The organism is Jiangella asiatica (assembly GCF_004349065.1).
GTDB lineage: Bacteria > Actinomycetota > Actinomycetes > Jiangellales > Jiangellaceae > Jiangella > Jiangella asiatica.
The window spans coordinates 49773-75022 of the sequence record NZ_SMKZ01000020.1 but is presented as its reverse complement, the minus strand read 5'-3'; the positions used below and the strand labels follow the sequence as shown (position 1 = coordinate 75022).

26 protein-coding genes and 1 pseudogene are annotated in these 25250 nt (G+C 69.8%); 16 read left to right on the top strand and 11 right to left on the bottom strand.

The annotated features are described in order from the left end of the window. Positions 1-31: 31 nt before the first annotated feature. Both greA and E1269_RS15470 read right to left on the bottom strand, forming a co-directional pair. Positions 32-535 (bottom strand): transcription elongation factor GreA, encoded by a 504-nt coding sequence (gene greA / locus E1269_RS15475; protein ID WP_131896027.1) that lies wholly within the window; start codon positions 533-535, stop codon positions 32-34. A 149-nt stretch (positions 536-684) separates the two neighbouring features. Further along, complete coding sequence (locus tag E1269_RS15470) at positions 685-1095, bottom strand: DUF4307 domain-containing protein (protein ID WP_131896025.1); 411 nt, start codon at positions 1093-1095, stop codon at positions 685-687. Between the two features lie 133 nt (positions 1096-1228). On the opposite strand from E1269_RS15470, the gene mca reads away from it, so the two are divergent. The 7 genes from mca to E1269_RS15435 all read left to right on the top strand — a co-directional run bounded on the left by mca (position 1229) and on the right by E1269_RS15435 (position 7704). After that, complete coding sequence (gene mca, locus E1269_RS15465; protein WP_131896023.1) at positions 1229-2089, top strand: mycothiol conjugate amidase Mca; 861 nt, start codon at positions 1229-1231, stop codon at positions 2087-2089. A 62-nt stretch (positions 2090-2151) separates the two neighbouring features. Continuing rightward, the gene (locus E1269_RS15460; protein ID WP_131896021.1) at positions 2152-2361 is read left to right on the top strand and encodes a hypothetical protein; all 210 of its coding nucleotides are present in this window, start codon (positions 2152-2154) and stop codon (positions 2359-2361) included. 4 nt (positions 2362-2365) lie between these two features. Then, the gene (locus E1269_RS15455; protein WP_131896019.1) at positions 2366-2866 is read left to right on the top strand and encodes a helix-turn-helix transcriptional regulator; all 501 of its coding nucleotides are present in this window, start codon (positions 2366-2368) and stop codon (positions 2864-2866) included. A gap of 38 nt (positions 2867-2904) precedes the next feature. Next, positions 2905-3366, top strand: coding sequence for a VOC family protein (locus tag E1269_RS15450; RefSeq protein WP_131896017.1), 462 nt, complete (start codon positions 2905-2907; stop codon positions 3364-3366). A 145-nt stretch (positions 3367-3511) separates the two neighbouring features. Beyond that, positions 3512-4633, top strand: coding sequence for a ScyD/ScyE family protein (locus E1269_RS15445; protein ID WP_162606436.1), 1122 nt, complete (start codon positions 3512-3514; stop codon positions 4631-4633). A gap of 427 nt (positions 4634-5060) precedes the next feature. Continuing rightward, the gene (locus E1269_RS15440; RefSeq protein WP_131896013.1) at positions 5061-7109 is read left to right on the top strand and encodes a thioredoxin domain-containing protein; all 2049 of its coding nucleotides are present in this window, start codon (positions 5061-5063) and stop codon (positions 7107-7109) included. A 70-nt stretch (positions 7110-7179) separates the two neighbouring features. Next, positions 7180-7704, top strand: coding sequence for a hypothetical protein (locus E1269_RS15435; RefSeq protein ID WP_131896011.1), 525 nt, complete (start codon positions 7180-7182; stop codon positions 7702-7704). Between the two features lie 177 nt (positions 7705-7881). On the opposite strand, the gene trhA is transcribed toward E1269_RS15435, so the two are convergent. After that, positions 7882-8574 carry a PAQR family membrane homeostasis protein TrhA gene (gene trhA / locus E1269_RS15430; RefSeq protein WP_131896009.1) on the bottom strand — a complete coding sequence of 231 codons (693 nt, stop codon included), beginning with the start codon at positions 8572-8574 and terminating at the stop codon, positions 7882-7884. Positions 8575-8683: 109 nt separating this feature from the next. On the opposite strand from trhA, the gene E1269_RS15425 reads away from it, so the two are divergent. Continuing rightward, complete coding sequence (locus tag E1269_RS15425; RefSeq protein WP_131896007.1) at positions 8684-9445, top strand: isoprenyl transferase; 762 nt, start codon at positions 8684-8686, stop codon at positions 9443-9445. Here E1269_RS15425 and E1269_RS15420 read toward each other — a convergent pair. The 3 genes from E1269_RS15420 to E1269_RS15410 form a co-directional block, all read right to left on the bottom strand. Continuing rightward, the gene (locus tag E1269_RS15420; RefSeq protein WP_131896005.1) at positions 9433-10071 is read right to left on the bottom strand and encodes a TIGR03086 family metal-binding protein; all 639 of its coding nucleotides are present in this window, start codon (positions 10069-10071) and stop codon (positions 9433-9435) included. The genes E1269_RS15425 and E1269_RS15420 overlap by 13 nt on opposite strands. Next, complete coding sequence (locus E1269_RS15415; RefSeq protein ID WP_131896003.1) at positions 10068-11075, bottom strand: sigma-70 family RNA polymerase sigma factor; 1008 nt, start codon at positions 11073-11075, stop codon at positions 10068-10070. The genes E1269_RS15420 and E1269_RS15415 overlap by 4 nt, the downstream gene beginning before the upstream one ends. A gap of 110 nt (positions 11076-11185) precedes the next feature. Beyond that, the gene (locus E1269_RS15410) at positions 11186-11584 is read right to left on the bottom strand and encodes a VOC family protein (protein WP_131896001.1); all 399 of its coding nucleotides are present in this window, start codon (positions 11582-11584) and stop codon (positions 11186-11188) included. Between the two features lie 105 nt (positions 11585-11689). On the opposite strand from E1269_RS15410, the gene E1269_RS15405 reads away from it, so the two are divergent. Continuing rightward, on the top strand, positions 11690-12508 hold the full coding sequence (locus tag E1269_RS15405; protein WP_131895999.1) for an NAD(P)H-binding protein: 819 nt from the start codon (positions 11690-11692) through the stop codon (positions 12506-12508). A gap of 71 nt (positions 12509-12579) precedes the next feature. Here the strand turns inward: E1269_RS15405 and E1269_RS15400 are convergent, their stop codons facing one another. The 3 genes and pseudogenes from E1269_RS15400 to E1269_RS15390 form a co-directional block, all read right to left on the bottom strand. After that, the gene (locus E1269_RS15400; protein WP_131895997.1) at positions 12580-12804 is read right to left on the bottom strand and encodes a hypothetical protein; all 225 of its coding nucleotides are present in this window, start codon (positions 12802-12804) and stop codon (positions 12580-12582) included. A 724-nt stretch (positions 12805-13528) separates the two neighbouring features. Continuing rightward, a pseudogene (locus E1269_RS34285) lies at positions 13529-13750 on the bottom strand (DUF397 domain-containing protein); the annotation flags it as partial. Between the two features lie 259 nt (positions 13751-14009). Then, entirely contained in the window at positions 14010-14900 is an 891-nt protein-coding gene (locus tag E1269_RS15390) for a helix-turn-helix domain-containing protein (RefSeq protein ID WP_131895993.1), read from the bottom strand. Positions 14901-15131: 231 nt separating this feature from the next. Here E1269_RS15390 and E1269_RS15385 point away from each other — a divergent pair, with 231 nt between their 5' ends. The 3 genes from E1269_RS15385 (at position 15132) to E1269_RS15375 (ending at position 18633) form a co-directional block, all read left to right on the top strand. After that, on the top strand, positions 15132-15962 hold the full coding sequence (locus tag E1269_RS15385; RefSeq protein ID WP_131895991.1) for an SAM-dependent methyltransferase: 831 nt from the start codon (positions 15132-15134) through the stop codon (positions 15960-15962). A gap of 384 nt (positions 15963-16346) precedes the next feature. Beyond that, entirely contained in the window at positions 16347-17684 is a 1338-nt protein-coding gene (locus E1269_RS15380) for a PhoH family protein (protein WP_131895989.1), read from the top strand. A 256-nt stretch (positions 17685-17940) separates the two neighbouring features. Beyond that, on the top strand, positions 17941-18633 hold the full coding sequence (locus tag E1269_RS15375) for an aggregation-promoting factor C-terminal-like domain-containing protein (protein ID WP_131895987.1): 693 nt from the start codon (positions 17941-17943) through the stop codon (positions 18631-18633). A gap of 92 nt (positions 18634-18725) precedes the next feature. Here the strand turns inward: E1269_RS15375 and E1269_RS15370 are convergent, their stop codons facing one another. Next, positions 18726-20132 (bottom strand): class II fumarate hydratase, encoded by a 1407-nt coding sequence (locus E1269_RS15370; protein WP_131895985.1) that lies wholly within the window; start codon positions 20130-20132, stop codon positions 18726-18728. A gap of 290 nt (positions 20133-20422) precedes the next feature. Here E1269_RS15370 and E1269_RS15365 point away from each other — a divergent pair, with 290 nt between their 5' ends. Then, complete coding sequence (locus tag E1269_RS15365; RefSeq protein ID WP_131895983.1) at positions 20423-21217, top strand: ferritin family protein; 795 nt, start codon at positions 20423-20425, stop codon at positions 21215-21217. 131 nt (positions 21218-21348) lie between these two features. Here E1269_RS15365 and E1269_RS15360 read toward each other — a convergent pair whose 3' ends face one another. Continuing rightward, complete coding sequence (locus E1269_RS15360; protein WP_131895981.1) at positions 21349-22035, bottom strand: spermine/spermidine synthase domain-containing protein; 687 nt, start codon at positions 22033-22035, stop codon at positions 21349-21351. 156 nt (positions 22036-22191) lie between these two features. On the opposite strand from E1269_RS15360, the gene E1269_RS15355 reads away from it, so the two are divergent. Genes E1269_RS15355 through E1269_RS15345 form a run of 3 tightly spaced genes read left to right on the top strand, consistent with a single transcriptional unit; the run spans position 22192 to position 25243 of the window. Then, positions 22192-23442 carry an extracellular solute-binding protein gene (locus tag E1269_RS15355; RefSeq protein WP_131896107.1) on the top strand — a complete coding sequence of 417 codons (1251 nt, stop codon included), beginning with the start codon at positions 22192-22194 and terminating at the stop codon, positions 23440-23442. Beyond that, positions 23439-24395: a carbohydrate ABC transporter permease gene (locus E1269_RS15350; RefSeq protein WP_131895979.1), complete on the top strand. Its 957-nt coding sequence runs from the start codon at positions 23439-23441 to the stop codon at positions 24393-24395. The genes E1269_RS15355 and E1269_RS15350 overlap by 4 nt, the downstream gene beginning before the upstream one ends. Then, positions 24395-25243 carry a carbohydrate ABC transporter permease gene (locus E1269_RS15345; RefSeq protein WP_131895977.1) on the top strand — a complete coding sequence of 283 codons (849 nt, stop codon included), beginning with the start codon at positions 24395-24397 and terminating at the stop codon, positions 25241-25243. The genes E1269_RS15350 and E1269_RS15345 overlap by 1 nt, the downstream gene beginning before the upstream one ends. Positions 25244-25250 lie beyond the last annotated feature (7 nt).

The window sequence follows — 25250 nt, the reverse complement described above, 5'->3', positions numbered from 1 at the left end:
GAGCGGCACCTCGTCCGCGTTCTCGGTGGCGTCAAGCGCCGTAGGGCTTGGCGCTGACGACCTCGACGGTAATGGTGCTGCCGTTGGGAGCCTGGTAGGAGGCGGTGTCGCCGACCTTCTTGCCGCTGATGGCGGCGCCGAGCGGCGACTTCAGCGAGTAGACGTCGAGGTCGACGGAGTTGTCCAGGGACGCGAGCTCGCGGGAGCCGAGCAGGAAGCGCTCGACGTCGTCGTCGCCCTCGAAGCGGATCTCGACGATCATGCCGGGCTCCACGACGCCGTCGTCGGGTGGGTCGCCGACCTGTGCCCGCTGCAGGAGCTGCTGCAGCTGGTGGATGCGGGCCTCCTGCTTGCCCTGCTCTTCCTTGGCCGCGTGATACCCGCCGTTCTCCGACAGGTCGCCCTCGGCGCGCGCCTCCTCGATCCGCTTCGCGATCTCGAGCCGAGCCGGGCCCATCAGATGCTCCAGCTCCTGCTTGAGGCGGTCGTAGGCATCCTGGGTGAGCCAGGCGACGTTTTCGCTCGTAGCGGTCACGGCAACTGCTCCTCGGGTTCAATCGGGTTCGGTGCGCACTCGTCGTGGGTGTGCTGCACCGCCGGGCCAGCCGCCCGGAGGAAGGTGACGGGGGAATCCACAAGGATACAAGGTTTGTGGCGGCCCGACGATTTTCGCAGTTCAGCGGGCTAGTCGGAGGCTGCGCTGCACCCGGTCAGCTCCGGTGCGATGCCGTCGCCCTGGAGAGGGATCTCGGCGTCGACCCGCAGGTGTTCCTCGGGCCCGGCCGGCACGTCGAGCTCGAGCTGTCCGACGACGATCTGCCGCACGTCGACGGCGACGAGCTCGCAGGTGACGGCGAGGCCGGCGTCGCGGCGCAGCTCGACGGTGACGGGCAGGACGTCGCCACGTGGCGGGTCCCAGGAGTGCAGGCTCGCATCGAGCGGTGAGTTGACGGTACGCACGATGAGCCACGAGGCCACGGCCACCAGGACGACGAACGCGGCGGAGACGGCGACGATCGGGCCACGGCCGCGGCCGTGGCGGCGGCCGTACCGCTCGGCCAGGAGATCGCTCGGCTCGGTCTGGTTGTCGGCCATCAGGCTGCGTCCAAGGGGCTGGCGGATCGGTTGTCGGTGCTGTGCGGCACCATTATCCCGTGGATGGTTCCGAGGGGCGAGCCTCCCCCGCACCGAGCCGTCCACGGGATACGACGCGAACGATGGGGTCCTGGTGAAAGAGCCGCTGCGGCTGATGCACGTCCATGCTCATCCCGACGACGAGTCCAGCAAGGGCGCGGCGTCCACGGCGCGCTACGTCGCCGAGGGCGTCGACGTCCTGGTGGTCACCTGCACCGGCGGCGAACGCGGCTCCATCCTCAACCCGAAGATGGAGCGGCCCGACGTGCTGGCGAACATGAGCGCCATCCGCCGGCAGGAGATGGACGCGGCGCGGCAGATCCTCGGTGTGCGGCAGGAGTGGCTGGGCTTCGTCGACTCCGGCCTGCCCGAGGGTGACCCGCTGCCGCCGCTCCCAGAGGGGACCTTCGGGTTGATGCCGGTCGAGAAGGCCGCCGAGCCGCTGGTCGAGGTGATCCGGCGGTTCCGCCCGCACGTCGTCACCACGTACGACGAGAACGGCGGCTACCCGCATCCGGACCACATCATGTGCCACAAGGTCACTGTGGCCGCGTTCGAGGCTGCCGGTGACGCGGGCCAGTACAGCGGCACCGGCGAGCCGTGGCAGCCGGCCAAGCTCTACTACCACCACGCGTTCAGCCGCGGCCGGATGCTGGCGCTGCACGAGGAGATGGAGCGGCGCGGTCTTCGGTCGCCGTACGCGGACAGGCTCGAGGAGTGGACCGACACGGCCTGGGACGACCGCGTGACCACGAAGGTGGAGTGCGCCGAGTACTTCCCGGTGCGCGACCGCGCGCTACTGGCGCACGCCACCCAGATCGATCCGGACGGCCCGTGGTTCGCCGTCCCGCTGGAGGTCCACCAGGCGGCCTGGCCCACCGAGGACTACGAGCTGGTCACGTCGCACGTTCCCACCGACCTCCCCGAGGACGACCTCTTCGCCGGGCTGCGCTGACCTTTGACGACCAACGGTGCGACAATGAGCCTGCAAGGCGTGACGACGAGGAGGTGGGCGCCGTGTACCTGATGGCGGCCGCCGCGGAGGCAGAGTCCGAGAACGCCGAGATCGGCCCCGGTCTGCTCGGATTCCTGGTGGTGATCTTCCTGCTGGTGGCGCTGCTGGTGCTGTACCGCAGCATGCGCAAGCAGATCCGCAAGGTCGACTTCGACGACGAGGGCCTCACCGACGCCGAGCGGATGCGCGGGCACCGCGAGCCGTCGGACTGACCGCATGGCGACGCGGTCCGGCCGGCGAGCCGGCACCGGAGCCGGCAGCGCCGTCGTCCAGACGCTGGTCGCGGTGCGGCGGGCCCGCGACTTCATCGACCGCTCGTACGCCGATCCCGTCGAGCTGGCCGACATCGCGGCCGCGGCCGGATACTCGCGCTTCCACCTGGTCCGCGCCTTCCAGGCCGCGTACGGCGAGACACCGGGCCGCTACCTCACCCGTCGGCGCGTCGAGCGTGCGCAGGAGCTGCTGCGCGTCGCCGATCTCAGTGTCACGGAGATCTGCCACCTGGTCGGCTTCTCCAGCCTGGGTTCGTTCAGCAGCCTCTTCACCGACCTGGTCGGCGTGTCGCCGTCGCGCTTCCAGCGCGACGCCCACGCAGCCGGTCCGCCGCTGATCCCGGGCTGCTACATCCTCATGTGGAGTGGGCCGCACCAGCAATCGGTGGCATCGCGGTCGAAGAGAGCAACGACGGAGAAGCCCGACGGCGACGGTGCCCCGTAGCGTCGTGCACGACGAAGTGCCGAGCGAACGGAGGAATCATGATCACCAAGCTGGGTGTCGCCGGCGTGTATGTCGACGACTACGACGAAGCACTCGACTTCTTCATCAACAAACTGGGCTTCGAGCTGCGCTCCGACGTGCGCATGGAAAACGGCTACCGGTGGCTGACGGTGGGCCCGCCGGCCAGCCCGGACTTCCAGCTCTCCCTGACGGTCCCCGGTCCGCCGATGCACGACGAGGAGACGGCGGCGACGCTGCGTGAGCTGATGGCCAAGGGCGCGTTGAGCGCGGGCGCGTGGAACACCGACGACTGTCGCCGAACGTTCGAGGAGTACACCGCCCGGGGAGTGGAGTTCCTGCAGGAACCGGCCGACCGGCCGTACGGCGTCGAGGCGGTGTTCCGCGACAACTCCGGGAACTGGTACAGCCTCAACGAGCTGAACGACAAGGCACTGGACCAGAAGGCCATGCGCGAGGCATTCGAGCCCGGCGACTCCTGACCATCCGAAGAGAGGTCGGTGGCCGTGCGGCACTGACCTCTCTTGACGCCCCATGATCATCGTGTTAGGCATTGGCGGGCTTGCGCCATGGGGTTTCGGCCCCAAAAGGGGGGCGCGGGCGTCACGGGGAAACGGGGGGAATGTCATGGTGCGTTTGTCGCGCGCTCGTGCCGCAGCAGCACTCGCGACCGGTGTGGTCGCCGTCAGTGGAGTCCTGGTCGGAGCATCGGTCGCCGCCAACGCCTCCGGCGGTGGCTGGCACGGGTCTTCCGAGCCGAAGCCGGTCGTCGAGCTGGACGGTCCGCGCGGAGTCGCGGTCGACCAGGCCGGACGCATCGTCGTCGGTGAAGCTGACGGGACCATCAGCCTCGTCATCGATCGCGGGCGCGAGCCGAAGGTGCACGAGCTCGGCCAGGTGCCAGCCGGCTTCATCGCGCCGGCGGTGGCAGTGTCGAGGGCTGGACGGGTGTTCGCCCTCACCACGGCCGGCGAGCCTGGCACCGGCGCGGCAACGCTCTACCAGGTGCGGCCGGGCCGCTCACCCAAGGTCATCGCCGACATCGGCGCCTACCAGCAGGACGATCCCGATCCGTTCGACCTCGAGGACAACCCGACGGAGACGAACCCGTTCGGGCTGGCGGCGCTGACGGACGGCAGCGTGCTGGTGGCCGACGCGGCCGGCAACGACCTCCTGCGCGTCTACCCGAACGGGCACATCGTCACGGTGGCCCGGCTGGCGAACCGGGTGGTCGAGGTGCCGGAGGAACTGCCGGACGAGGTGGACGGCGAGCCGCTGCCGCCGGCCGGAGCGCGCATCCCGTCCGAGGGTGTCGCGACGTCTGTGACCGTCGGCTCCGACGGCTACTGGTACGTCGGTGAGCTACGCGGCTTCCCAGCCACGCCGGGCACCTCGCAGATCTGGCGGATCAAGCCAGGCTCGGTCGACGCGGTCTGCGACCCCGAGCGTCCGAACAGGGGCGACTGCAGGCGCTTCGCCGACGGCCTGACCTCCGTTGTCGATCTGGCCAGCGGCAAGCACGGCACCATCTACGCGGTCCAGCTGGTCAACCAGAGCTGGCTGCAGTGGGAGCTGGGTCTGGTCGACCCGCCGGTCGGCGGTCTGATCAAGGTCCGGCCGGGCGGTTCGCGTTCCGAGATCGCCCCCGGCTCGTTCATCCTGCCCGGCGGAGTCGACGTCGGATTGCATGGAAAGCTCTATGTGGCCGCGCCGGTATTCGGCCCCGGAGCACTCTTGCGATTGGGCTGAGAAGGGACCCGCCGAGCGTCGGGAAATTGTGATGGCGAATTGAATTCTCGTCACATTGGCCGTCACATTCCCGACGCCTCGCTGGGCGACTGGCCTGCGTTGACACAGAGCGATCACATGGTGCATAGTCTCCGACGTCAGGTCATCGCGTCGGCCTTTCGAGGGCCTGACGGGCACCGTTGATTGGTGCTGAGAAGCCAAGAGCCGGGGGGCACTCGCCCTTCGGTGTCGGTCTCGACTAGTCATGCTGTCGGCATGAATTGTGTCGTCATCGACGCCGAAGGGCGATTGGCATGTTCGACTTTTGTCGAATATGGCGCTCCGGTGGCCGTGTTGCCTCGGGCATGCCGGGTTCACCCGTCGACGCGTTGCCGCGCTACGGTCGCCGGTACGTCCGCCGCGGCACATGGCGGCTAGCGTGGGTGGGATGACGAACCGTCTGCGCGACGCTCGTAGCCCGTACCTGCTCCAGCACGCCGACAACCCGGTCGACTGGTGGGAATGGGGCGACGACGCCTTCGAGGAGGCGCGCGGTCGGGACGTGCCGGTGCTGCTGAGCGTCGGGTACGCGGCCTGCCACTGGTGCCACGTCATGGCGCACGAGTCGTTCGAGGACGAGCACGTCGCCCGGTACCTCAATGAGCACTTCGTCTCCATCAAGGTCGACCGCGAGGAGCGGCCCGACGTCGACGCCGTCTACATGGAGTCGGTGCAGGCGCTGACCGGGCAGGGCGGCTGGCCGATGACGGCGTTCCTCACGCCCGACGGGCGGCCGTTCTACGCTGGGACGTACTTCCCGCCGGTGCCGCGGCTGGGCATGCCGTCGTTCCGGCAGGTCCTGCAGGCGGTCGAGGAGGCATGGACGCAGCGGCGCGGCGACGTCACGGAGTCGGCGGCGCGGATCGCCGACGCTCTCGGCGGCGGCGCCCGGATCGGCACCGGCGAGGCGCCGCCGACGCCGGAGCGCCTGGACGCCGCGGCGAGCCGGCTGATGGCCGAGCTGGACCCCGTCGACGGCGGGTTCGGCGGTGCGCCGAAGTTCCCGCCGTCCATGGCGCTGGAGTTCCTGCTGCGTCACCACGCCCGCACCGGCGACGGCGGTGCGCTGTCCGCCGTCGAGCTGACCTGTGAGCGGATGGCCCGCGGCGGCATCTACGACCAGCTCGGCGGCGGCTTCGCACGCTACAGCGTCGACGCCTCGTGGGTGGTTCCGCACTTCGAGAAGATGCTTTACGACAACGCCCTGCTGCTGCGGGTCTACACCCACCTCTGGCGCGCGACGGGGTCCGTGCTGGCCGAGCGGGTGATCCGCGAGACCGCGGGCTTCCTCCTGCGTGACCTGGGCACCGCGGAGGGCGGCTTCGCCAGCTCGCTCGACGCCGACTCCCCGCCAGCGCCCGGCGCGCACCCGGTCGAGGGCGCGTTCTACGTGTGGACCCCAGAGCAGCTCGGTGCGGAGCTGGGTGACGACGACGGCGCCTGGGCGGCGGCACTGTTCGGGGTCACGGCCGAGGGCACGTTCGAGCACGGCGCGTCGACGCTGCGGTTGCTCACCGAGCCTGACGACGTCGGCCGGTGGGAACGGGTGCGCGGCACGCTGTTCGAGGCGCGGCGACGGCGCCCGGGACCGGGTCGCGACGACAAGGTGGTCGCGGCCTGGAACGGGCTGGCGGTCGCGGCGCTCGCGGAGGCGGGCGCGCTGCTGGACCAGCCCGCGTGGATCGACGCCGCGGTGGCCTGCGCCGACCTGCTGGTTCGCATGCACCTGGACGAGCAGGGCCGGCTGCGACGGGTCTCCCGTGACGGCGTCGCCGGCGGTCACCCGGGCGTGCTCGAGGACTACGCCGACCTGGCCGAGGGGTTCCTCGCCCTGCTCGCGGTTACCGGCGATCCGGCCTGGCTGTCGCTGGCCGAGCAGCTGCTCGAGGTCGTGCTGACTGCGTTCTCCGACCCCGTCGGCGGCTTCTTCGACACTGGCGCCGACGTCACCGACGTGCGGTTGGCCGGGCTGCGGCGGCCGCAGGACCCGACCGACAACGCCACCCCCGCCGGCTGGTCGGCCGCCGCCGGGGCGCTGCTGAGCTTCGCCGCGTACACCGGCTCGGCCCGGCACCGCGAGGCCGCCGCGGACGCGCTGCACATCTACGACGCACTGGCCGCCCGGGCGCCTCGGTTCGGCGGGTGGGGGCTCGCGGTGGCGGAGGCGTACCTGGCTGGGCCGCTCGAGGTGGCGGTCGTTGGACCGGCTGGCGACGAGCGGACCGGGGAGCTGCACGCCGCCGCGCTGCGCGGCACCTCGCCGGGTGCGGTCGTGGTGGCCGGCGACCCCGCTGATCCCGCGGTGTGGTCGATTCCGCTGCTGCGCGACCGCGACGTGATCGGTGGTGTGCCGGCCGCGTACGTCTGCCGCGGCTTCGTCTGCGACCTGCCGCTCACCGACTCCGAGCGGCTGGCCGCACGCGTCGCCGCGCCCTGATCGCGACAACCGAGTACGCCCAGAGCAAACGAGCCTGGCCGCAACCCTGTAATCATGTAATCATCGCAACATGAGCAACGAACAGGTGGAGAAGGTCCGTGGCTGGCTCACCGGCCGGTTGCCGGACGACTGGTTCGAAGGACCCGTCGAGGTCACCATCGACCGCGAAGAGATCACGATCGTCGGCCGCATCCCGGCGCCGCCGACGGCTGAGGGCGTCTCCGACGTCGAACGCGAAGCGGCGCTCTCGGGCCGGGTCAGCGCGTTCCGCGAGAGCACTCGGGAGCGGCGCATCGAGATCGCCCGTGAGCTCGAGCACCGCAGCGGCCGCAAGGTCGCTTGGGGTGTCGAGTGCGGCGACCGGCAGGAGCTGTTCACCCGGCTGGCCGCGCCGGTCATGACCCGGCTGCGCCAGCCGGAGCGTCAGGTCCTGGACACGCTGGTGGACGCCGGCGTGGCGCGGTCGCGGTCCGAGGCCCTCGCGTGGTGCGTCAAGCTGGTGGCGAAGAACGCCGACACCTGGCTGGCCGACCTGCGTCAGGCGCTGACCCACGTCGAGGAGGTGCGCTCGGCCGGCCCCACCCCCGACCCATGATCATCAACAGTTGGCGACGCTACTGGTTTCCACTCGACCGATCGGTCCCCGACTTGTGCGACAGCTTCCGCAGCCATCGTCGATGATCACAGGCTGACACGTCGGGTGAGCCGGGCGCACGAATCCCGACGAGGGCGGGCGCCCACCTCAGACCGGCGGGGGGCGTACCGCCGGCCCTCAGGTGGTGACGGCGGCGCCGGCCCCGACACCGAACGCGGCCAGCCAGATGCCGACGTGGTGACTGGCGAACCCGGCCAAGGTGAACGCGTGGAACACCTCGTGGAACCCGAACCAGCGCGGCGACGGGTTCGGCCGCTGCGTGCCGTACACGATGGCGCCGACGGTGTACATCAGGCCGCCGACGATGATCAGCGTCACCACCGCGGCGCCGCCGTTGCTGGCGAACTGCGGCAGCCAGAACACCGCCGCCCAGCCCAGCGCCAGGTAGATGGGCACGTAGAGCCAGCGCGGCGCACTCACCCACAGGACCCGGAAACCGACTCCGAGCAGCGCACCGGCCCAGACCAGTGACAGCAGCAGCTGAGCCTGGCCATCCGGGAGGACGAGCACGGTGAACGGCGTGTACGTGCCGGCGATGATCAGGAAGATGTTGGCGTGGTCGAGCCGGCGCAGGGCGGCCTGGGTGCGCGGCGACCACCGGCCGCGGTGGTAGATGGCGCTGATACCGAACAGCAGCGCCGCGGTCAGGGTGTAGATGGCGCTGCTGACCCGCACCTGCGTCGACGGCGCAACGATCACCAGGACCAGGCCGGCGAGCACCGCGACCGGGAAGGTCCCCGCATGCAGCCAGCCCCGTAATCTGGGCTTGACCGCCGCGACTGCCTCGCGCACGTGCTCGTCGAACGTCATGAATGTCACCGTACCCGCGAATTCGGGCGCCCGCCCCGGGTGAGAGTAGTCTCTCGGCTGAGAAAGGGACATCCCCCGGCGGGCGACGATGCTGGAGGTGCAGCGGTCGATGGGTCTATCCGACCTGGTCTACCGACTCTATGAGAAGCGCATTCGGCGGCGCCTTGACCGGCACCGCCTGCCTCGCCACGTCGCGGTCCTCATGGACGGCAACAGACGGTGGGCGCGCGCGTTCGGAGCGCCCACCTCCAGCGGCCACCAGGCCGGCGCGGAGAAGGCGCAGGAGTTCCTCGGCTGGTGCGACGAGCTCGACGTGGGCGTCGTGACGCTGTGGATGCTGTCCACCGACAACCTCGACCGCCCCGAGGACGAGCTGGTGCCGCTGCTGGGCATCATCGAGAACCTCATCGACGACATCGCCGCCACCGGCCGCTGGCGCGTCCACCCGATGGGCGCGCTCGACCTGCTGCCCGACCGCACCGCCTCCGTCATCAAGGAGGCGGCCGACCGCACCCGCGGCCTGTCCGGCATGCACGTCAACGTCGCCGTCGGCTACGGGGGACGGCACGAGATCGCCGACGCCGTCCGGGCGCTGTTGCAGGAGCACGCGTCGAAGGGTGCCTCGCTGGAGGAGGTGGCCGAGGTGATCACCGTCGAGGGCATCGCCGCGCACCTCTACACCAAGGGCCAGCCCGACCCCGACCTCGTCATCCGGGCCAGCGGCGAGCAGCGGCTGTCCGGGTTCATGCTCTGGCAGAGCGCCAACTCCGAGTTCTACTTCTGCGAAGCGCTGTGGCCTGACTTCCGGCGCGTCGACTTCCTCCGTGCCCTGCGCTCGTACAGCGAGCGGGAGCGCCGCTACGGCCGCTGAGGCCGGGGGGATCGGCCGAGGAAGGCGACCAGCTGGTCGCCGGGCCCGTCCGTCGCCGCGACTGTGATCGGCGCGGCGAACCGGGCCGGCCGGTCGGCGTCGGTCACCAGCAGCCGTGCCAGCTCCAGCAGGTCCGCCGCGAACGACGGGGGCAGCGGCCGGTCGTGCCCGCACGCGCGCGCCACGTCCCAGCCGTGCACGGCGATCTCCAGCGCGCCGGTACCGGCGACGACGTCGAGCCCGAGCCGGTGTCCCCCGACGGAGACGACGGCGGGGCCATCCGCGGCGGCGCACCGGCCGAGGAGGCGGCACGCGCTGGCCTTGACCGCCTCGACGGGGTCGAGGTCACCGGTAGCGGCGGGCACGGCGTCGACGGCGAGCGACCCGCTGCCGGCGGCCTCGCACAACGCGGTCAGGGAGTCGTCGACGTGCCACAGCAGCGTGCGCAAGTCCCAGCCGGCGCAGGGCGTGGGCCGCACCATCAGAGCCGGCGCGACCAGGTTGAGGCTGCCCAGCGCGTAGGCGACGGCCCGTTCCAGCAGCTCGACCCCGCTGGCCGCGTCGGCGCCTGCAGGGCCGGCACCGGCCGGGCCCGAGCCGTCCTCCGGACCCGGCGGCCCGGTCATCGGACCGGCGTGTCCGGCGGCGTGTCCGGCAGCCCGAACAGCGGGAACAGGCTCACATCGAAGAACTGGGCGACGTGGGAGATCCCGGCCGGCGTCATCGTGACCACCTGGACGGCGAACGGCCGGTGCACACCGTCCGGGCCACGCAGGTACTGGGCCAGCGCCGGCTGCCCGTTCGCGGAGGTGGGCACGATACGCAGGTCGCCGGAGGCCTTCGCCGGGCAGGCGATGGTGATCAGCGCACCGATGTCGGCCGGCCCGCGGAACCAGGCGGCGAACGGCGGCATCTCCCAGACCGCGTCGGCGGTGAGGTGACGCACGATCGCGTCGACGTCGTAGCGCTCGAACGCGTCGGTGTAGCGGTCGAGCTTCTCCCGCAGCTCCGGCGTCAGCTCGCCGACCAGGTCGTCCTCGGACGGCGCGATCTTGTCGAGCTGGGCGTGGGCGCGCTGGAGCATGCTGTTGACCGCGGCGGTGGACGTCTCGAGCAGGTCGGCCACCTCGGCGGCCTTCCACCGCAGCACGTCGCGCAGCACGAGGACGGCGCGCTGCCGCGCCGGCAGGTGCTGCAGCGCTGCCACCAGCGCGAGCCGGACGCTCTCGCGGGATGTCACGACGGTGGCGGGGTCGACGCCGTCGGTGCTGTCGCCGCCGACGGCGACGTCGGGCAGCGGCTCCAGCCACGGCACCTCGGTGCGTTCGATCAGGTCGCCCGCGGGCTCCGTGCTCGGCCCGCCGAGGCCGGTCGGCATCGGCCGGCGGCCGCGGCTCTCCAACGCTGTCAGGCAGGCGCTGGTGGCGATGCGGTAGAGCCAGGTCCGCAGGGACGAGCGCCCCTCGAACCGGTCGTAAGCCCGCCAGGCGCGCAGGTAGGTCTCCTGCACGAGGTCCTCCGCGTCGTGCACGGAGCCGAGCATCCGGTAGCAGTGCGCCAGCAGCTCGCGCCGGTAGGGATCGGCGAGCTGTTGGAAGTCGCCCGCGGTCTGGTCGGTCGTGGTCGGCACCGTCGCCTCCTTCGTCCGGGTCGACACTACGCCGACGACGGCGTCCGCTCGAGGTCTGCTCGACGTCGTCCCAGCGACGTCCGCTCGACGTTCGCGGACCCCGGCGCCGATCACGACCGCTCCGACGTCGCCGCCATCTGCGCCTGGTGCTCCGGGCTGATCTGGATGATCTGCACGTAGTTGCCGTCGGGGTCCTCGGCGGTGGCGAACAGGCTGCCGTCGCGGTCCTCCAGCGGCGCCACCCAGGTCACACCCAGCTCATCCAGCCGGCCGGCGACGGCGCGGGCGTCGGCGACGTCGAAGTTGAGGATCAAGCGGCCAGGCTCGGGGTTGGTGGCACCGATGTCGTCCCGGGTGTCGATCATCAGGTAGAACTCGCCGAACCTGAGGATGCGGTAGTTCTCCACCCGTGCGTCGTCGACGGGGGACAGGACCGAGGCGTACCAGGCACCAAGCCGCTCGGGGTCGGTGCTGGACAGCAGCATGCTGCCGAGGACGGCTCCACTCATGATGATCTCCTTCTCGTCGGGCTCCTCGTGGGTACAGACCGCCGCGGCCGGCGGAACTCATCGGCGCCGGCGAACTTTGTCGGAGCCCGCTGGTTGACTGTGGCTATGACTGAATCGCCCGTGCTCGTCCTCGGCGCCACCGGCTCCACCGGCCGGCGGGTCGCCGGGCTGTTACGTGCTCGCGGGGTGCCGGTCCGGGCGGCCGCGCGCACCGGCGAGGTCCGCTTCGACTGGACCGAGCCGCGGACGTGGGAGCCCGCGGTCGGCGGCGCCGACCGGATGTATCTGATGGCGCCCCACGAGCTGCCGGTCGATCCCGCGTTCGTCACCGTCGCGGTCGGCGCCGGGGTGCGCCGCATCGTCCTGCTGTCCAGCCGGGGCATCGAGGCGATGGGCGACCAGCGGCTGCTCGACGCTGAGCGCACCGTTCGCGACTCCGGCGCCGAGTGGACCATCGTCCGGGCCGACTGGTTCGACCAGAACTTCGACGAGGGCTTCTTCCGCCCCGCGGTCATGGCCGGCGAGCTGGCCATACCTCTCGACGACCACCGGCAGGGCTTCGTCGACGCCGACGACATCGCGGCGGTGGCTGTCACGGCGCTCACCGAGGACGGCCACGCCGGCCGCGGCTACGAGGTCACCGGACCGGAGGCGCTGTCCTTCGGTGCCGCGACCGACCTGGTCGGGCAGGCCGCCGGGCGCAGCGTCCAGTATCGCGGGTCGGCCGAGGAGTACCTGGTGGCGCAGGCGGCCCTCGGCGTACCGCGAGCCGAGGCCGAGCAGGCGGTGGCGGCGTTCGCGGCGCTGCGTGCACAGGGCGACCCCGAGCTCAGCGACGCCGTGCGCCAGGTCACCGGGCGGGCGCCGAAGCGGTTCGCGACGTACGCGGCCGAGGCCGCGGCCCGGGGTGCGTGGCGGGGGTGAGCACGCCGTCCGCGCGGGCGGGCTTGGTAGCGGCCCGCCCGGTCAGCGTCGCCGCGGCTCCATGTGTGGCGTCACACCTGGAGTTCGCCCGGCCGCTGGAACGATCCGATGATCCGGATGCCGTACTGGTCGACGACGTACGTCGTGTGGGTGTGCTTGCCGGCATGGCCCCGCGCCGCCTCTTCCGCGTTCCCGTAGGACGAGAACTCGCGCCCCGATTCGCGGCAGGTCGGACAGTGAGCGCGGTACGCCGGCGCCCAGCGCTGCTCCGGTGTCTCTTTCCCCGTGGTGCTCATGGCCTGGTCCGGCTCTGACGCTCCGCCCGGTGCTGGGCCCAGGTGACCGACGAACAAGGCCAGGGTTCGTGACACCGTCGGCAGGTGAGCGTGCTGCGCGGCGGCCACGACCGGCCCTGCTGATGGGTCGCGAGCAGCTCGTCCGCGTACGCGTCCACCCGTTCGGTCGACCAGTCGACGAGTCCGCGGCCGGGCGGCGAGCTCGGTGTCGTGATCCTCTTCGCGTCACGACTCGCGTTCACGTCGCGGAGCCCGTTCGAGGCACTCATCGCCGGGACCGGGATCCCCTGCCGTGCGGCGGCGTGACGACCACCGGTGAGCTGCTGGTAGCGCCGGCTGCCGGCCAGAGCTGTTCGGCCGTCTCGTCCGGCGTGGCGGGCACCATCAGCGACCGGCCCAAGTAGATGCTCAGTGCGGCATAGACCGAGCACACGTCGTGCCGGGACCGGTGCCATCGTCGTGCCTTGGTACGGCAGATGGTGCAGTTGCCGTTGCGGTCGACGCGGTGCGCTTGCTGGAGCATGGCGACAGCACTGAGGATGCGCAGCAGCCGCTCCGACGACTCGCGGTCCAGAACGCTGTCGCCCTCGAGCAGCCGCCCAGTCAGATTCTGCAGCTCGTTCCCGATCGCCTGGTAGCGCGACGGCGTGCCGTCATCGTCCGTGGTCGCCGGCTCGCCCGGTGCCGGTGTTGCCTCGTGCGACGCCTCAGGTGCGGCGGGGAGATCGAACTCGCCAGCCTTCGCGCCGTCGACGAATGCCGCTATCTCGTCGTGGGTGAAGATCAGCGCGGGACCGTCGGGATGGCGTGAGTTGCGCACCGCGATCGTGCCGGTGGGCAGCGGAGCCACTTCGACGCAGTTGCCCTGCGCTCCGCTCCGGGTGCTCTTGCGCCACACGGCGTGGGGGACGTCCGAGGCCGACATGCCATTGACGATGTTGTCCATGCCGCCTCATCTCCAGAGTGCCGACCCGTCTACACGTGCAGCTGCGCGTTGCAGACGAATCTAGCACGATTCATCTGCATGTGCAGCTGCACGCCCGATCGGTGTCGGCGTGTCTGTTGCACGCCAGCCAGGCACGCCTGCGCGAGGGGATCCGGGAAACTGTTGCGAGCCGCCCGACGCTTCAGCACATCACCATGCGCTCAGGCCGGGTTGAGGGCGAGAAAGGCCTGATGTCGTGCGCCGGCCAACCGGCGCGTCGCTAGATGTCCGCGCGGAGCTTCGCCAGGAGCTGCCGGCTGTCCTCGGGCGTCTCAGCATCGACCGAGAGGGTGTCGAGGACGCGCCCGTAGGTCTCCACCTCGTCAAGTCGATCGAGGTAGAGCGCCCCGGTGAGATGCTCGATGTAGACGAGTGTGGGGAGATCCTTCTCGGCGAACCGGAGCATGGTGAAGGCACCTTCGGCCGCGTTGGTGTTGCGGTCGTGGGTCAGGACCTGCACGGTGATGTGCGGCATGCTGGTCGCGTCGAGCATGGCACTGATCTGCGCTTTGAGCACACTGCGGCCCCCGATCGGGCGGTGCAGCACCGACTCATCGAGCACCACCCACAGGCGCGGGGCGCCCGGCCGGGCGAGAATCCGCTGCCGACGCCGTCGCAGGCCGATCCGCTGCTCGGTCTCATCCGTGGCGTGCTCCGGACGCCCGTGGGTCATCACCGCACGGGCGTAGTCCTCCGTCTGCAGGAGACCAGGCACGAACTGGTGCTCGTACGACTGGATGAGGGAGGCTGACTCCTCGAGCCCGACGAAGTCGTTGAACCACCCCGGGATCACGTCGTTGTAGCGATGCCACCAGCCCTGCTGGTTGGATTGCTTGACCATCTCGAGGAACACCTCACGTTCGGCCGGATCGTTGACGCCGTACGTGGTCAACAGATCCGCGACGTCCCGCTCTTTGAACCCGACTTTGCCGGCCTCGAGGCGGCTCATCTTGGATTCGGAGGCGCGGATGGTGAAGCCGGCATCGGCGCGTGACAGTTCGGCGGCCTCACGCAGGCGCCGCAGCTGCGCGCCCAGCACCATCCGACGTGCTGTTGGCGCGCTACCGCGCGCATCTAGCGGGCTGGTGCCCACTGCGTCGCCGCCCGTCATCTGCGTACCTTCCTCATTGGTCGCCCGTGAGACGACTCGGACCGGATGAGGCCGAGCCCTTCCTGCCGCAGACCTCATCATCCTACGGAGCCATCGCTTCATGATCCAGACCCAACGGTAGATGCCGATGAAAATCCCCTCGCGATCGGCGAATCGGACCGTTGCGCAGTTGATCACCTGCACCTACGCTATGGGCGACTGAACTGCTGGGTCTACAGCAAGGATTGATCAATGCCTGGTGCTCCTCAAACCGGCCGCGTGCCCGTCGGTGTGGATCCGAGCCGCGCGAGTATCGCTCGCGTGTACGACGCTGCCCTCGGCGGTAACGACAACTATGAGATCGACCGCGAGGTGTTGCGTCGAGTGGCGGCGGCCGCGCCCGAGGTGAACGACCTCGCGGTGGAGAACCGTAACTTCCTCATCCGGGCGTGCCGCTTCCTGGCGGCGCAGACGAACATCAGGCAGTTCCTCGACTGCGGGTCGGGCTTGCCGACGGCGGAAAACGTCCACCAGGTCGTCCAGCGGTTCCACCCGGAGGCGCGAGTCGTCTACATCGACAATGACCCAGTGGTGTTGGCACACGGTCGAGCGCTGCTCGAGGAGAACGAGTACACCCACTTCGTGTCGGCGGACATCTTCGACCCCCAGAGCGTCATGGAGAACCCGGTGGTGCGCAAGCACCTCGACCTCTCCGAGCCGGTCGCGTTCCTCCAGATGGGCACGCTGCACCATTTCGAAGGCCCGAAGGGGGGTCCAGTGCAGATCATGAAGTCGTTCATCGACGCGCTGGCGCCGGGCTCGTACGTGGCGATCTCGCACTTCCTGGACCCGGAGAACGAGTACACCGAGGTCGCGCGGCACATGGAGGAGCACTTCCGCGCCAGCCCGATGGGCTCCGGGACGTTCCGGACGAAGGGCGAGATCGAGGAGCTCTTCGATGGGCTGGAGTTGGTGGAGCCCGGTGTCACGCTGTGTGCGAAGTGGTGGCCGGACGGCCCGCAGCTCAAGGAGTTGAACCAGGCTCAGCAGTGCATCGCGGGCGGTATCGGGGTCAAGCGCTGACTGGTCAGCGTCAACTCAGGCACGCCAGGTGGGTCTGCTGGTCGGGCTGTCTGCCGGACCGCGACGCCACGTCGTCTCGGTCTCGTGCAACGCCGGAGGTGCGGACGGTCGCTCCTCCGGCGTGATCGTTTACGCGCGGTGGCGCGCGTGAAACACATCGTTCACGTCACGGTCAAGGCGTGTCCTATCGCGGGTGAAGGGCGCGGCGCTAATCTTGGTCTCGGCGGTCGGTGAGTAGCCGACCGTCCGGGAGGCCCGTCCTACGTGCTGATACCTAGGCGCGAACGGAGGGCCGGCACCCGGCCCAGTGGGCTCGGTCCCGGCACTCCGCGCGACACAGACGCCTGAGCCGTCAGGGTGCACTCAGGCGTGAGGGAGACGGACGTGGCCTCTTCCAGGAACCAGACCCGTCGTCGCACCACCCGGCCTGAGCCGGCCCGCCGCACCTACGTGCTCGATACGAGCGTGTTGCTGGCCGACCCGTACGCGATCCTCCGCTTCGCCGAGCACGAGGTCGTCCTGCCGATCGTGGTGATCACCGAACTCGAGGCCAAGCGGCATCACCCAGAGCTCGGGTACTTCGCCCGTGCCGCGTTGCGCCTGCTCGACGAGCTGCGCGTCGAGCACGGTCGCCTCGATGTTCCATTGCCGGTAGGCGATGACGGGACGGTCCGTGTCGAGCTCAACCACACCGATCCGGAGGTGCTGCCAGCAGGCTTTCGCCTGGGCGACAACGACTCCCGCATCCTCGCCGTGGCCCGCAACCTGGCCGCCGACGGCGCCGACGTCACCCTCGTCTCGAAGGACCTGCCGATGCGGGTCAAGGCCTCCTCGGTGGGCTTGCACGCGGAGGAGTACCGCGCGGAGACCGTCATCGAGTCCGGCTGGACCGGGATGGCCGAGCTGGAGGTCCCCGGTGGCGTGCTGGACGAGCTGTACGAGTCCGGTTACGCCGACCTCGAGCAGGCCCGCGAACTGCCGTGCCACACCGGCCTGGTGTTGCACAGCGAACGCGGCAGCGGCCTGGGCCGGATGACCGCGGACAAGCGCGTCCGCCTGGTCCGCGGCGACCGCGAGGCGTTCGGGCTGCACGGCCGCTCCGCCGAGCAGCGCATCGCGCTGGACCTGCTGCTCGACGACGAGGTCGGCATCGTCTCGCTGGGCGGCCGGGCTGGCACCGGCAAGTCGGCGTTGGCGTTGTGCGCGGGACTGGAGGCGGTTATGGAGCGCCGCGTGCACAAGAAGGTGGTCGTGTTCCGGCCGCTGTACGCCGTCGGCGGCCAGGACCTCGGGTACCTGCCCGGCAACGAGTCGGAGAAGATGAACCCCTGGGCACAGGCGGTCTTCGACACCCTCGGCGCCCTGACCACGCAGGACGTCATCGACGAGGTGGTCGCCCGCGGCATGCTCGAGGTGCTGCCGCTGACCCACATCCGTGGCCGGTCGCTGCACGACTCCTTCGTCGTCGTCGACGAGGCGCAGTCGCTGGAGCGCAACGTCCTGCTCACGGTGCTGTCGCGGGTGGGCAGCAACTCGCGGGTGGTGCTGACCCACGACGTCGGCCAGCGCGACAACCTCCGCGTCGGCCGGCACGACGGTGTCGTCGCGGTCGCGGAGAAGCTCAAGGGCCACCCGCTGTTCGCCCACGTGACCCTCACTCGGTCCGAGCGGTCGCCGATCGCCGCGCTCGTCACCGAGATGCTGGAGCGGATGCCCGGCTGACCTCTCACTGAATGACACGTGAAGGATGGGTGCTCCCGCTTCACCGGGCCCGACGATCGAGGCAACTGGAGAAGCGGGAGTTCCCTGGTGCGAGGCGGTTTCCGAGCCGGTTGAGGTTGGCGTCAGGCTCGCTGTCGCCGTCCGGTTGACGGTGGTTCGCGGCTTTCGCGGTGGGCGACGTCACACGCCGTCGGGTTGGCATAGGTCACGATTTCATTGCAGTGTGGTGGGGCCCAACAGGAAAGGTTCTCACCTCGTGCATCGAAGACGCAGCCACCTGCGCCGGCTCGGTCTAGGGCTCGGATTCATCGCATCGATCATCGTTCTCGCCACCCTCGTCACAGGGTGGCTCGTCGACTCGGCAGGACCTCGCGGCACGGTCGCGAGCGTCGAAGCCGGGGCGGCACTCCCACAGGTGGGGCCCAAGGCCCAGGCCACCGAGCAGCCCTCCATCGAGCAGCAGCTCGCCGACGCCGCCGAGGCCCAGGTGGCGGCGGAGGAAGCGGCCCGGGCCAAGGCGGAGGCCGAAGCCAAGGCCAAGGCGGAAGCCGAGGCGCGGGCTCGCGCCGAGGCCGAGGCGGCCGCTCGTGCGGAGGCCGAGCGGCAGGCGGCCGCCGAGGAAGCGGCCCGGTCGTTGGAACGGGCCATCGATGATCCGAAGTCCGCGGCCCGTACCCTCATGGCCGACTACGGCTGGGGTGACGACCAGTTCTCGTGCCTAGACAGCCTCTGGATCCGCGAGTCCAACTGGCGGCACACCGCGGAGAACCCGTCGTCGGGCGCCTACGGCATCCCGCAGTCGCTGCCGGCCAGCAAGATGTCCCGGTTCGGTGACGACTACCGATCCAACCCGGTCACCCAGATCGAGTGGGGACTCTGGTACATCGAGGACCGCTACGGCACCCCGTGCGAGGCCTGGGCACACTCCGAGGCCACGGGCTGGTACTGATGGCCCGGGGCCTCGCTGCCTCCCTGGCGCCCCCGGGTTGATCATGGCGTAGATCATGCTCCCGGCGACCGGGAAGGCGACCTACTCCATGATCAACTCGGAGAGGCGGGCGGGCGGGTCATGCTCAGCACGTCGAGGGCGTCGTCGAGTTGCTCCTCGGTGAGTTGGCCCTTGTCGACGTAGCCGCGCTCGATGACCACCTGCCGGATGGTCTTCCGCTCCGCCAGCGCCTGCTTGGCGACCTTGGCCGCCTCCTCGTAGCCGATGTAGCGGTTGAGCGGCGTGACGATGGACGGCGACGACTCGGCGTACTCGCGGGCGCGGTCCTCGTTGGCCTCGATGCCCGCGACGCACCGGTCGGCGAACAGTCGAGCGATGTTCGACAGCAGCCGGACCGACTCCAGCACATTGCGGGCGATGACCGGCAGCATCACGTTCAGCTCGAAGTTGCCGGCCGCGCCGGCGAACGCCACCGCGGCGTCGTTACCGACCACCTGGGCGCACACCATGCACAGCGCCTCCGGGATGACCGGGTTGACCTTGCCGGGCATGATCGACGACCCGGGCTGCAGGTCGGGCAGAGCGATCTCGGCCAGGCCGGCGCGCGGGCCGGAGCCCATCCAGCGCACGTCGTTGGAGACCTTGTACAGCGAGACGGCGATGGTGCGCAGCTGGCCGGAGAGCTCGACCAGCCCGTCGCGGGCGCCCTGCGCCTCGAAGTGGTTGCGAGCCTCGGTGATGGGCAGCCCGGTCTCGGCGGCGATGCGTTCGATGACGGCGGCGGCGAACCCGGGCGGGGTGTTGATGCCGGTGCCGACCGCGGTGCCGCCCAGCGGGACCTCGGCCACTCGCGGCAGCGTCGCCTGCAGGCGCTCGACGCCGTAGGCGACCTGCGCGGCGTAGCCACCGAACTCCTGGCCGAGGGTGACCGGGGTGGCGTCCATGAGGTGCGTGCGGCCGCTCTTGACGATGCCGGCGAACTCGGCGGACTTGCGCGCCAGGCCGCGCTCGAGGTGCTGCAGCGCCGGGACGAGGTCGGTGACGACGGCGCCCGTGGCGGCGACGTGGATGGCCGTGGGGAACACGTCGTTGCTCGACTGTGAGGCGTTGACGTGGTCGTTGGGGTGCACCGGCTGCCCGAGCCGGGTGGTGGCCAGGGTCGCGATGACCTCGTTGGTGTTCATGTTGCTCGACGTGCCCGAGCCGGTCTGGAACACGTCGATCGGGAAGTCCTCGTCGAAGTCGCCCCGGGCGACCTCGGCGGCGGCCTCGTGAATGGCCTTCGCCAGGTCGGCGTCGAGCACTCCGAGGTCGGCGTTGACCCGCGCGGCCGCGCCCTTGATGGTGGCCAGCGCGTGGATGAGCGAGCGCTCGATGCGCGTGCCGGAGACCGGGAAGTTCTCCACCGCCCGCTGGGTCTGAGCGCGGTACTTCGCCGCCGCGGGGACCCGTACCTCGCCCATGGTGTCGTGTTCGATCCGGTACTCCTCGTCGCTCATGGTGACCATCATGGCGTGCTCGGGTCACGGCCCGCCGTTGGGGTCGTACCGCCGTGACCGAGGGCCGGCGAGGGCGGCGATCCCGCAGGTGGACGGCGGTCGGATCGGTTTCCGGCCCGTTCCGGTAGCGAAATCTGCCTGCCGGCCGACAAGCGTGATCCACGGCATATTGCCCTGGGTGGTCAGGTAACGGCATACTCGTTCCATAAAGAATGAGCCTTCGTTTTGGTGGCGTCGCATGGGAGGGTACGGGGCGATAGGGCCTGAAAATGGCGCCGCCTCGAAACGCTATGGCATTTGACATCCGCGAATACACCCGGACCTCAGCGGCAGTGAAGTGGCAGGACCTGCCATTGGACGAGTTCCGCACGAACCCTCTGCCGCCCGACACGTTGCGCAGCCTCCGCTACATGTGCGACGTCGAGTACCACACCGTCTGCTACCTGCGTGACATGCTGGTCACGCCGTCGCACAAGGATCCGCAGGTCACCGCGTTCATGACCATGTGGAACATGGAAGAGTTCTGGCACGGCGAGGCGCTGGCCGAGGTCCTCGGCATTCATGGCCTCAGCGTCGACTACGACCACCTCAAGGCGGTCCGGCTCAAGATGGGCTGGCGCGACAAGTTCGACCCCATCAAGCAGTCGATGCTGGCCAACATCGTCGGCCAGGACTTCGTCGCCGTGCACATGATCTGGGGCGCGGCCAACGAGTGGTCGGCCATCACCGCGTACAACCGGCTGGCCGCGCTGGAGAAGCACCCGGTGCTTGCCGAGCTGCTGCAGCGGATAGCCAAGCAGGAGGCGCGGCACGTCGCGTTCTACGCCACGCAGGCGCGGGACCGGCTGGCGCGCAGCAAGAAGGCGCAGAAGATCGCCCGGTTCGCGCTGCGCAAGTTCTGGGGACCGGTCGGCACCGGGGTCATGGCCGAGTCCGAGGTCAGGCACGTGCTGCACCACCTCATGAGCGGCCCGGACGGGCGTCAGGCTGCCCGCAGCATCGACGACCACATCAGCAAGATGCCTGGGCTGGCCGGGCTGCGCATCGTCGAGAACGCGCTCGACCTGCGCGGCGTCCCGGCCTGATCGCCTCCGAATGATCACGTTCAGCACGAAATCTCGTGTCGCGCCATGCCTGTAGGCCTGGTGGAGCACGGACAATCCTGGTGGTGGCTCGGTCGTCCCGCGGCCGACGGGCGGGCGGGCAGCACCAGCCGTCAGCTCGACTCGAACCGCGCCGCCGCGTAGAGGTGGTAGTCGACGTCGCGGCCTTCCCGCGCCACGGTGCGGACCACCTCGTCGACCTCGCCGACGGCGTCCGCGAGCGCCGCGCCCAATGCCGTCGACGGCGCCGCGGACCACACCACCAGCAGGCCGTCCGGCCGCAGCGCCCGCGCCGCCTGCGCCAGCAACGGCCGCTCGTAGACCTCTGCGTTCGCCTCGTGCACCAGCATGTGCGGGCCGTTGTCGACGTCGAGCAGGATGCCGTCGTACGTCGCCGGCGCCACGGCGGGTAGCAGCGCGCGGACGTCGTCCACCACGATCCGCACCCGGGGATCGGCGACGACGGCCTCCGCGCCCGGCACGATGCCGCGACGAAGCACGTCGACCAGCGTCGGCTCCAGCTCGACGACGTCGACGGCCTGGACCCGGGCGTCCCGCAGTAGCTCGGCGACGGTGAAGCCGAAGCCGAGACCGGCTACCAGGACCCGCTCCGGCACCGGGTGCCGCTCGAGCAGGATGCCGGCCAGGAGCCGCTCGGTCGAGGTCTCAGCGGTGTCCATGAGGAACGTGCCGTTGACGATCAGCTCGTAGATCGTTCCGGAGTCGCCGGACCGGCTGCGAACCACCACCTCACCCCCGACGCCGTCGTGCCGGACGAGGGTGCGCGGAAGGTCGTCCACAGGATCACCGTATGTCCTTGGCGAGTGTCACTCGATGTCGTAACGTCGACTCACACCTCGACGCTCCGATGACGAAGCGGTCACTGGAGCGTGCTGCGACTGCTCCAGGGAGGGCACGTGGGCAGGAGAAGCACCAGCGCTGCAGCCGCCGTCGTCATGGTGGCCGGGCTCGCCGCCGCGTGCGGAAGCGATGACGGAACACCGACCCTCACGTGGTACATCAACCCCGACAACGGCGGACAGGTCGAGCTGGCGCAAAGATGCACCGAGGCCGCTGACGGCGAGTACCGCATCCAGACGTCCCTGCTGCCCCGTGAGGCGTCCGCGCAACGCGAGCAGCTGGCGCGGCGCCTGGCCGCCAACGACTCGTCCATCGACATCATCAGCCTCGACCCGCCGTTCATCCCGGAGTTCGCGGAGGCGGGCTTCCTCGCCGAGATCCCCGACGACGTCGCCGACACGGTCACCGAGAACGTCGTGCAGGGTGCCATCGACGGTGCCACCTGGCGCGACGAGCTCGTCGCCGTCCCGTTCTGGGCCAACACCCAGCTGCTCTGGTACCGCCGGTCGGTCGCCGAGGCCGCCGGCCTGGACCCGGAGAACGAGCCGGTCACCTGGCAGCAGGTCATCGACGCCGCGCAGTCGCAGGACAAGTTCCTTGGCGTGCAGGGCATCCGGGCCGAGGCGCTGACGGTGTGGATCAACGCACTGGTCACGTCGGCCGGCGGCGAGATTTTGGAGAACCCCGAGGCGCCGGCCGACCAGGTGCAGCTCGGCCTGGAGTCCGAGGCCGGCCAAGCCGCGGCCCAGGTCATCGAAGACATCGCCCGCAACGGCCTGGGCGGTCCCGGGCTGGCCAACCAGGACGAGAACGGCGCCATGCTGCAGTTCCAGGGCGACCAGGGCTCGTTCATGGTCAACTGGCCGTTCGTCTGGGCCGCGACGCTCGCCGGCGTCGAGGGCGGCAACCTCGACCAGTCCCTGGTCGACGACATCGGCTGGGCGCTGTACCCGGCGGTCGCCGAGGGTGAGGAGACGCGTCCGCCCTACGGTGGCATCAACCTCGGCATCGGCGCCTTCAGCGAGCATCCCGACTTCGCGCTCGAGGCCGCGGAATGCATCGTCACGCCCGAGAACCAGGCGTACTACATGGTCACCAACGGCAACCCGGCCTCCAACACCGAGGCGTACGACGACCCGGAGGTGCGGGAGACCTTCCCGATGGCCGACCTGATCCGCGAGTCGCTCGAGGTCGCGGCACCACGGCCGCAGACGCCGTACTACAACGAGGTCTCGTCCGGACTCCAGTCCACCTGGCATCCGCCGAGCTCGGTGTCGCCGGGCTCCTCGCCTGAGGAGGCCACCACCCTGATAACTGAGGTTCTGAAGGGGGAGCGGTTGCTATGAGCGTCACAGAGGCCCCGGACAGCGTCGGTTCGGCGGCGGCGCAGCCCGCGCCCGCCACCGACCGCGCCCGGGCGGAACGTCGCCTCGGCTGGTACCTGGCTGGTCCAGCATTCGTCGTGATGCTGCTGGTCACGGCGTACCCGATCGCTCAAGCATTCTACGAGTCGCTGTTCAAGTTCCGGCTGACCGACCCCGACGCCCGCGAGTTCAACTGGCTCAACAACTACCTGGTCGTGCTGAGCGACGGCGTGTGGTGGCAGGCCGTCGGCGTCACCGTGCTGATCACCGTCATCACGGTCGCAATCGAGGCGATCCTGGGGTTCGCGCTGGCGCTGGTGATGCACCGGGCCCTCACCACCCTGCGGCCGATCCTGCGCACGGCCATTCTCGTCCCGTACGCCATCATCACCGTGGTGTCGGCGTTCGCGTGGTTCTACGCGTTCGACATCAACTCCGGGTTCGTCAACTCGTGGTTCGGCTGGCTCCCCGGCATCAGCGAGAACACCAACTGGTTCGGCGAGTTCGGCACGTCGGTCACCGTCATCATCGCCTCGGAGATCTGGAAGACGACGCCGTTCATCTCGCTTCTCCTGCTGGCCGGCCTGGCACAGGTGCCGGAGGAGCTGCAGGAGGCGGCCAAGGTCGACGGCGCCACCTGGTGGCAGCGCATGTACAAGGTGACCATCCCGAACATGAAGGCGGCCATCATGGTCGCCTTGTTGTTCCGGACCCTCGACGCGTTCCGCATCTTCGACAACGTGTTCATCATGACCCAGGGCGCGAACGACACCGAGGTCGTGTCGTTCCTGGCGTACAGACAGACGATCAGCCGGCTCGAGATCGGCCTCGGATCGGCGGTGTCGGTGCTGTTGTTCCTGTGCGTCGTGCTCATCAGCTTCCTGTTCATCAAACTGTTCAAGGTCGACCTGGCCAGCGCGAGGGGTGAGCGGTGATGGACGAGGGTCAGCTCTCGCGCGGCACCAAGGCGTGGTGGTGGGTCGCCGGCGTCGTCGTGATCGTCTACGCGCTGTTCCCGGTGGCCTGGATCGTCTCGCTGTCGTTCAAGACGGCCAGTGACCTCGGGACGGGCCAGTTCCTCCCGACCACCTGGGTATGGGACAACTACGACAACATCCTCCGCGGCGACGCACAGGACCTCTTCCTGTCCTCGCTGCGCAACTCCATCGGCATCTCGCTCATCGCGACGTTCATCTCCGTGGTGCTGGCCACGTTCGCCGCCTACGCGATCGCCCGGCTTGACTTCCCGGGCAAGCGGCTGATCCTGACGACGGCGCTCGCGGTGGCCATCTTCCCGGTCATCTCGATCGTGACGCCGCTGTTCAACCTGTGGCGCAACATCGGCCTGTACGACACCTGGCCCGGCCTGATCATCCCCTACCTGTCGCTGACGCTGCCGATCTCGATCTGGACGCTGTCGGCGTTCTTCCGGCAGATCCCTTGGGAGCTGGAGCAGGCCGCGCAGGTCGACGGTGCCACCACCTGGCAGGCGTTCCGCAAGGTCATCGTGCCGCTCGCGACACCGGGCGTGTTCACCACGGCCATCATCTCGTTCTTCATCGCGTGGAACGACTTCGTCTACGGAATCTCGCTGACGTCGACGGACGCGGCCCGGCCGGTGCCTGCGGCGCTGGCGTTCTTCACCGGCGCCTCCCAGTTCGAGGAGCCCACCGGCCCGATAGCCGCCGCCGCCGTCGTCGTCACCATCCCCGTCGTCGTCCTCGTCCTGCTGTTCCAACGCCGGATCGTGTCCGGCCTGACCCAGGGCGCCGTCAAGGGCTGACCCCGTA

Excerpts from the sequence above, each read along its gene's own strand:
- E1269_RS15455 (WP_131896019.1), top strand. The coding sequence starts at position 2,366 with ATGGCGACGCGGTCCGGCCGGCGAGCCGGCACCGGAGCCGGCAGCGCC.
- E1269_RS15400 (WP_131895997.1), bottom strand. The coding sequence starts at position 12,804 with ATGAGCACCACGGGGAAAGAGACACCGGAGCAGCGCTGGGCGCCGGCG.
- E1269_RS15470 (WP_131896025.1), bottom strand. The coding sequence starts at position 1,095 with ATGGCCGACAACCAGACCGAGCCGAGCGATCTCCTGGCCGAGCGGTAC.
- E1269_RS15350 (WP_131895979.1), top strand. The coding sequence starts at position 23,439 with ATGAGCGTCACAGAGGCCCCGGACAGCGTCGGTTCGGCGGCGGCGCAG.
- E1269_RS15425 (WP_131896007.1), top strand. The coding sequence starts at position 8,684 with ATGGGTCTATCCGACCTGGTCTACCGACTCTATGAGAAGCGCATTCGG.
- E1269_RS15450 (WP_131896017.1), top strand. The coding sequence starts at position 2,905 with ATGATCACCAAGCTGGGTGTCGCCGGCGTGTATGTCGACGACTACGAC.
- E1269_RS15390 (WP_131895993.1), bottom strand. The coding sequence starts at position 14,900 with ATGACGGGCGGCGACGCAGTGGGCACCAGCCCGCTAGATGCGCGCGGT.
- E1269_RS15405 (WP_131895999.1), top strand. The coding sequence starts at position 11,690 with ATGACTGAATCGCCCGTGCTCGTCCTCGGCGCCACCGGCTCCACCGGC.
- E1269_RS15365 (WP_131895983.1), top strand. The coding sequence starts at position 20,423 with ATGGCATTTGACATCCGCGAATACACCCGGACCTCAGCGGCAGTGAAG.
- E1269_RS15345 (WP_131895977.1), top strand. The coding sequence starts at position 24,395 with ATGGACGAGGGTCAGCTCTCGCGCGGCACCAAGGCGTGGTGGTGGGTC.
- E1269_RS15410 (WP_131896001.1), bottom strand. The coding sequence starts at position 11,584 with ATGAGTGGAGCCGTCCTCGGCAGCATGCTGCTGTCCAGCACCGACCCC.
- E1269_RS15440 (WP_131896013.1), top strand. The coding sequence starts at position 5,061 with ATGACGAACCGTCTGCGCGACGCTCGTAGCCCGTACCTGCTCCAGCAC.
- E1269_RS15355 (WP_131896107.1), top strand. The coding sequence starts at position 22,192 with ATGGTGGCCGGGCTCGCCGCCGCGTGCGGAAGCGATGACGGAACACCG.
- E1269_RS15370 (WP_131895985.1), bottom strand. The coding sequence starts at position 20,132 with ATGAGCGACGAGGAGTACCGGATCGAACACGACACCATGGGCGAGGTA.
- trhA (WP_131896009.1), bottom strand. The coding sequence starts at position 8,574 with ATGACGTTCGACGAGCACGTGCGCGAGGCAGTCGCGGCGGTCAAGCCC.
- E1269_RS15420 (WP_131896005.1), bottom strand. The coding sequence starts at position 10,071 with ATGACCGGGCCGCCGGGTCCGGAGGACGGCTCGGGCCCGGCCGGTGCC.
- E1269_RS15445 (WP_162606436.1), top strand. The coding sequence starts at position 3,512 with ATGGTGCGTTTGTCGCGCGCTCGTGCCGCAGCAGCACTCGCGACCGGT.
- E1269_RS15435 (WP_131896011.1), top strand. The coding sequence starts at position 7,180 with ATGAGCAACGAACAGGTGGAGAAGGTCCGTGGCTGGCTCACCGGCCGG.
- E1269_RS15385 (WP_131895991.1), top strand. The coding sequence starts at position 15,132 with ATGCCTGGTGCTCCTCAAACCGGCCGCGTGCCCGTCGGTGTGGATCCG.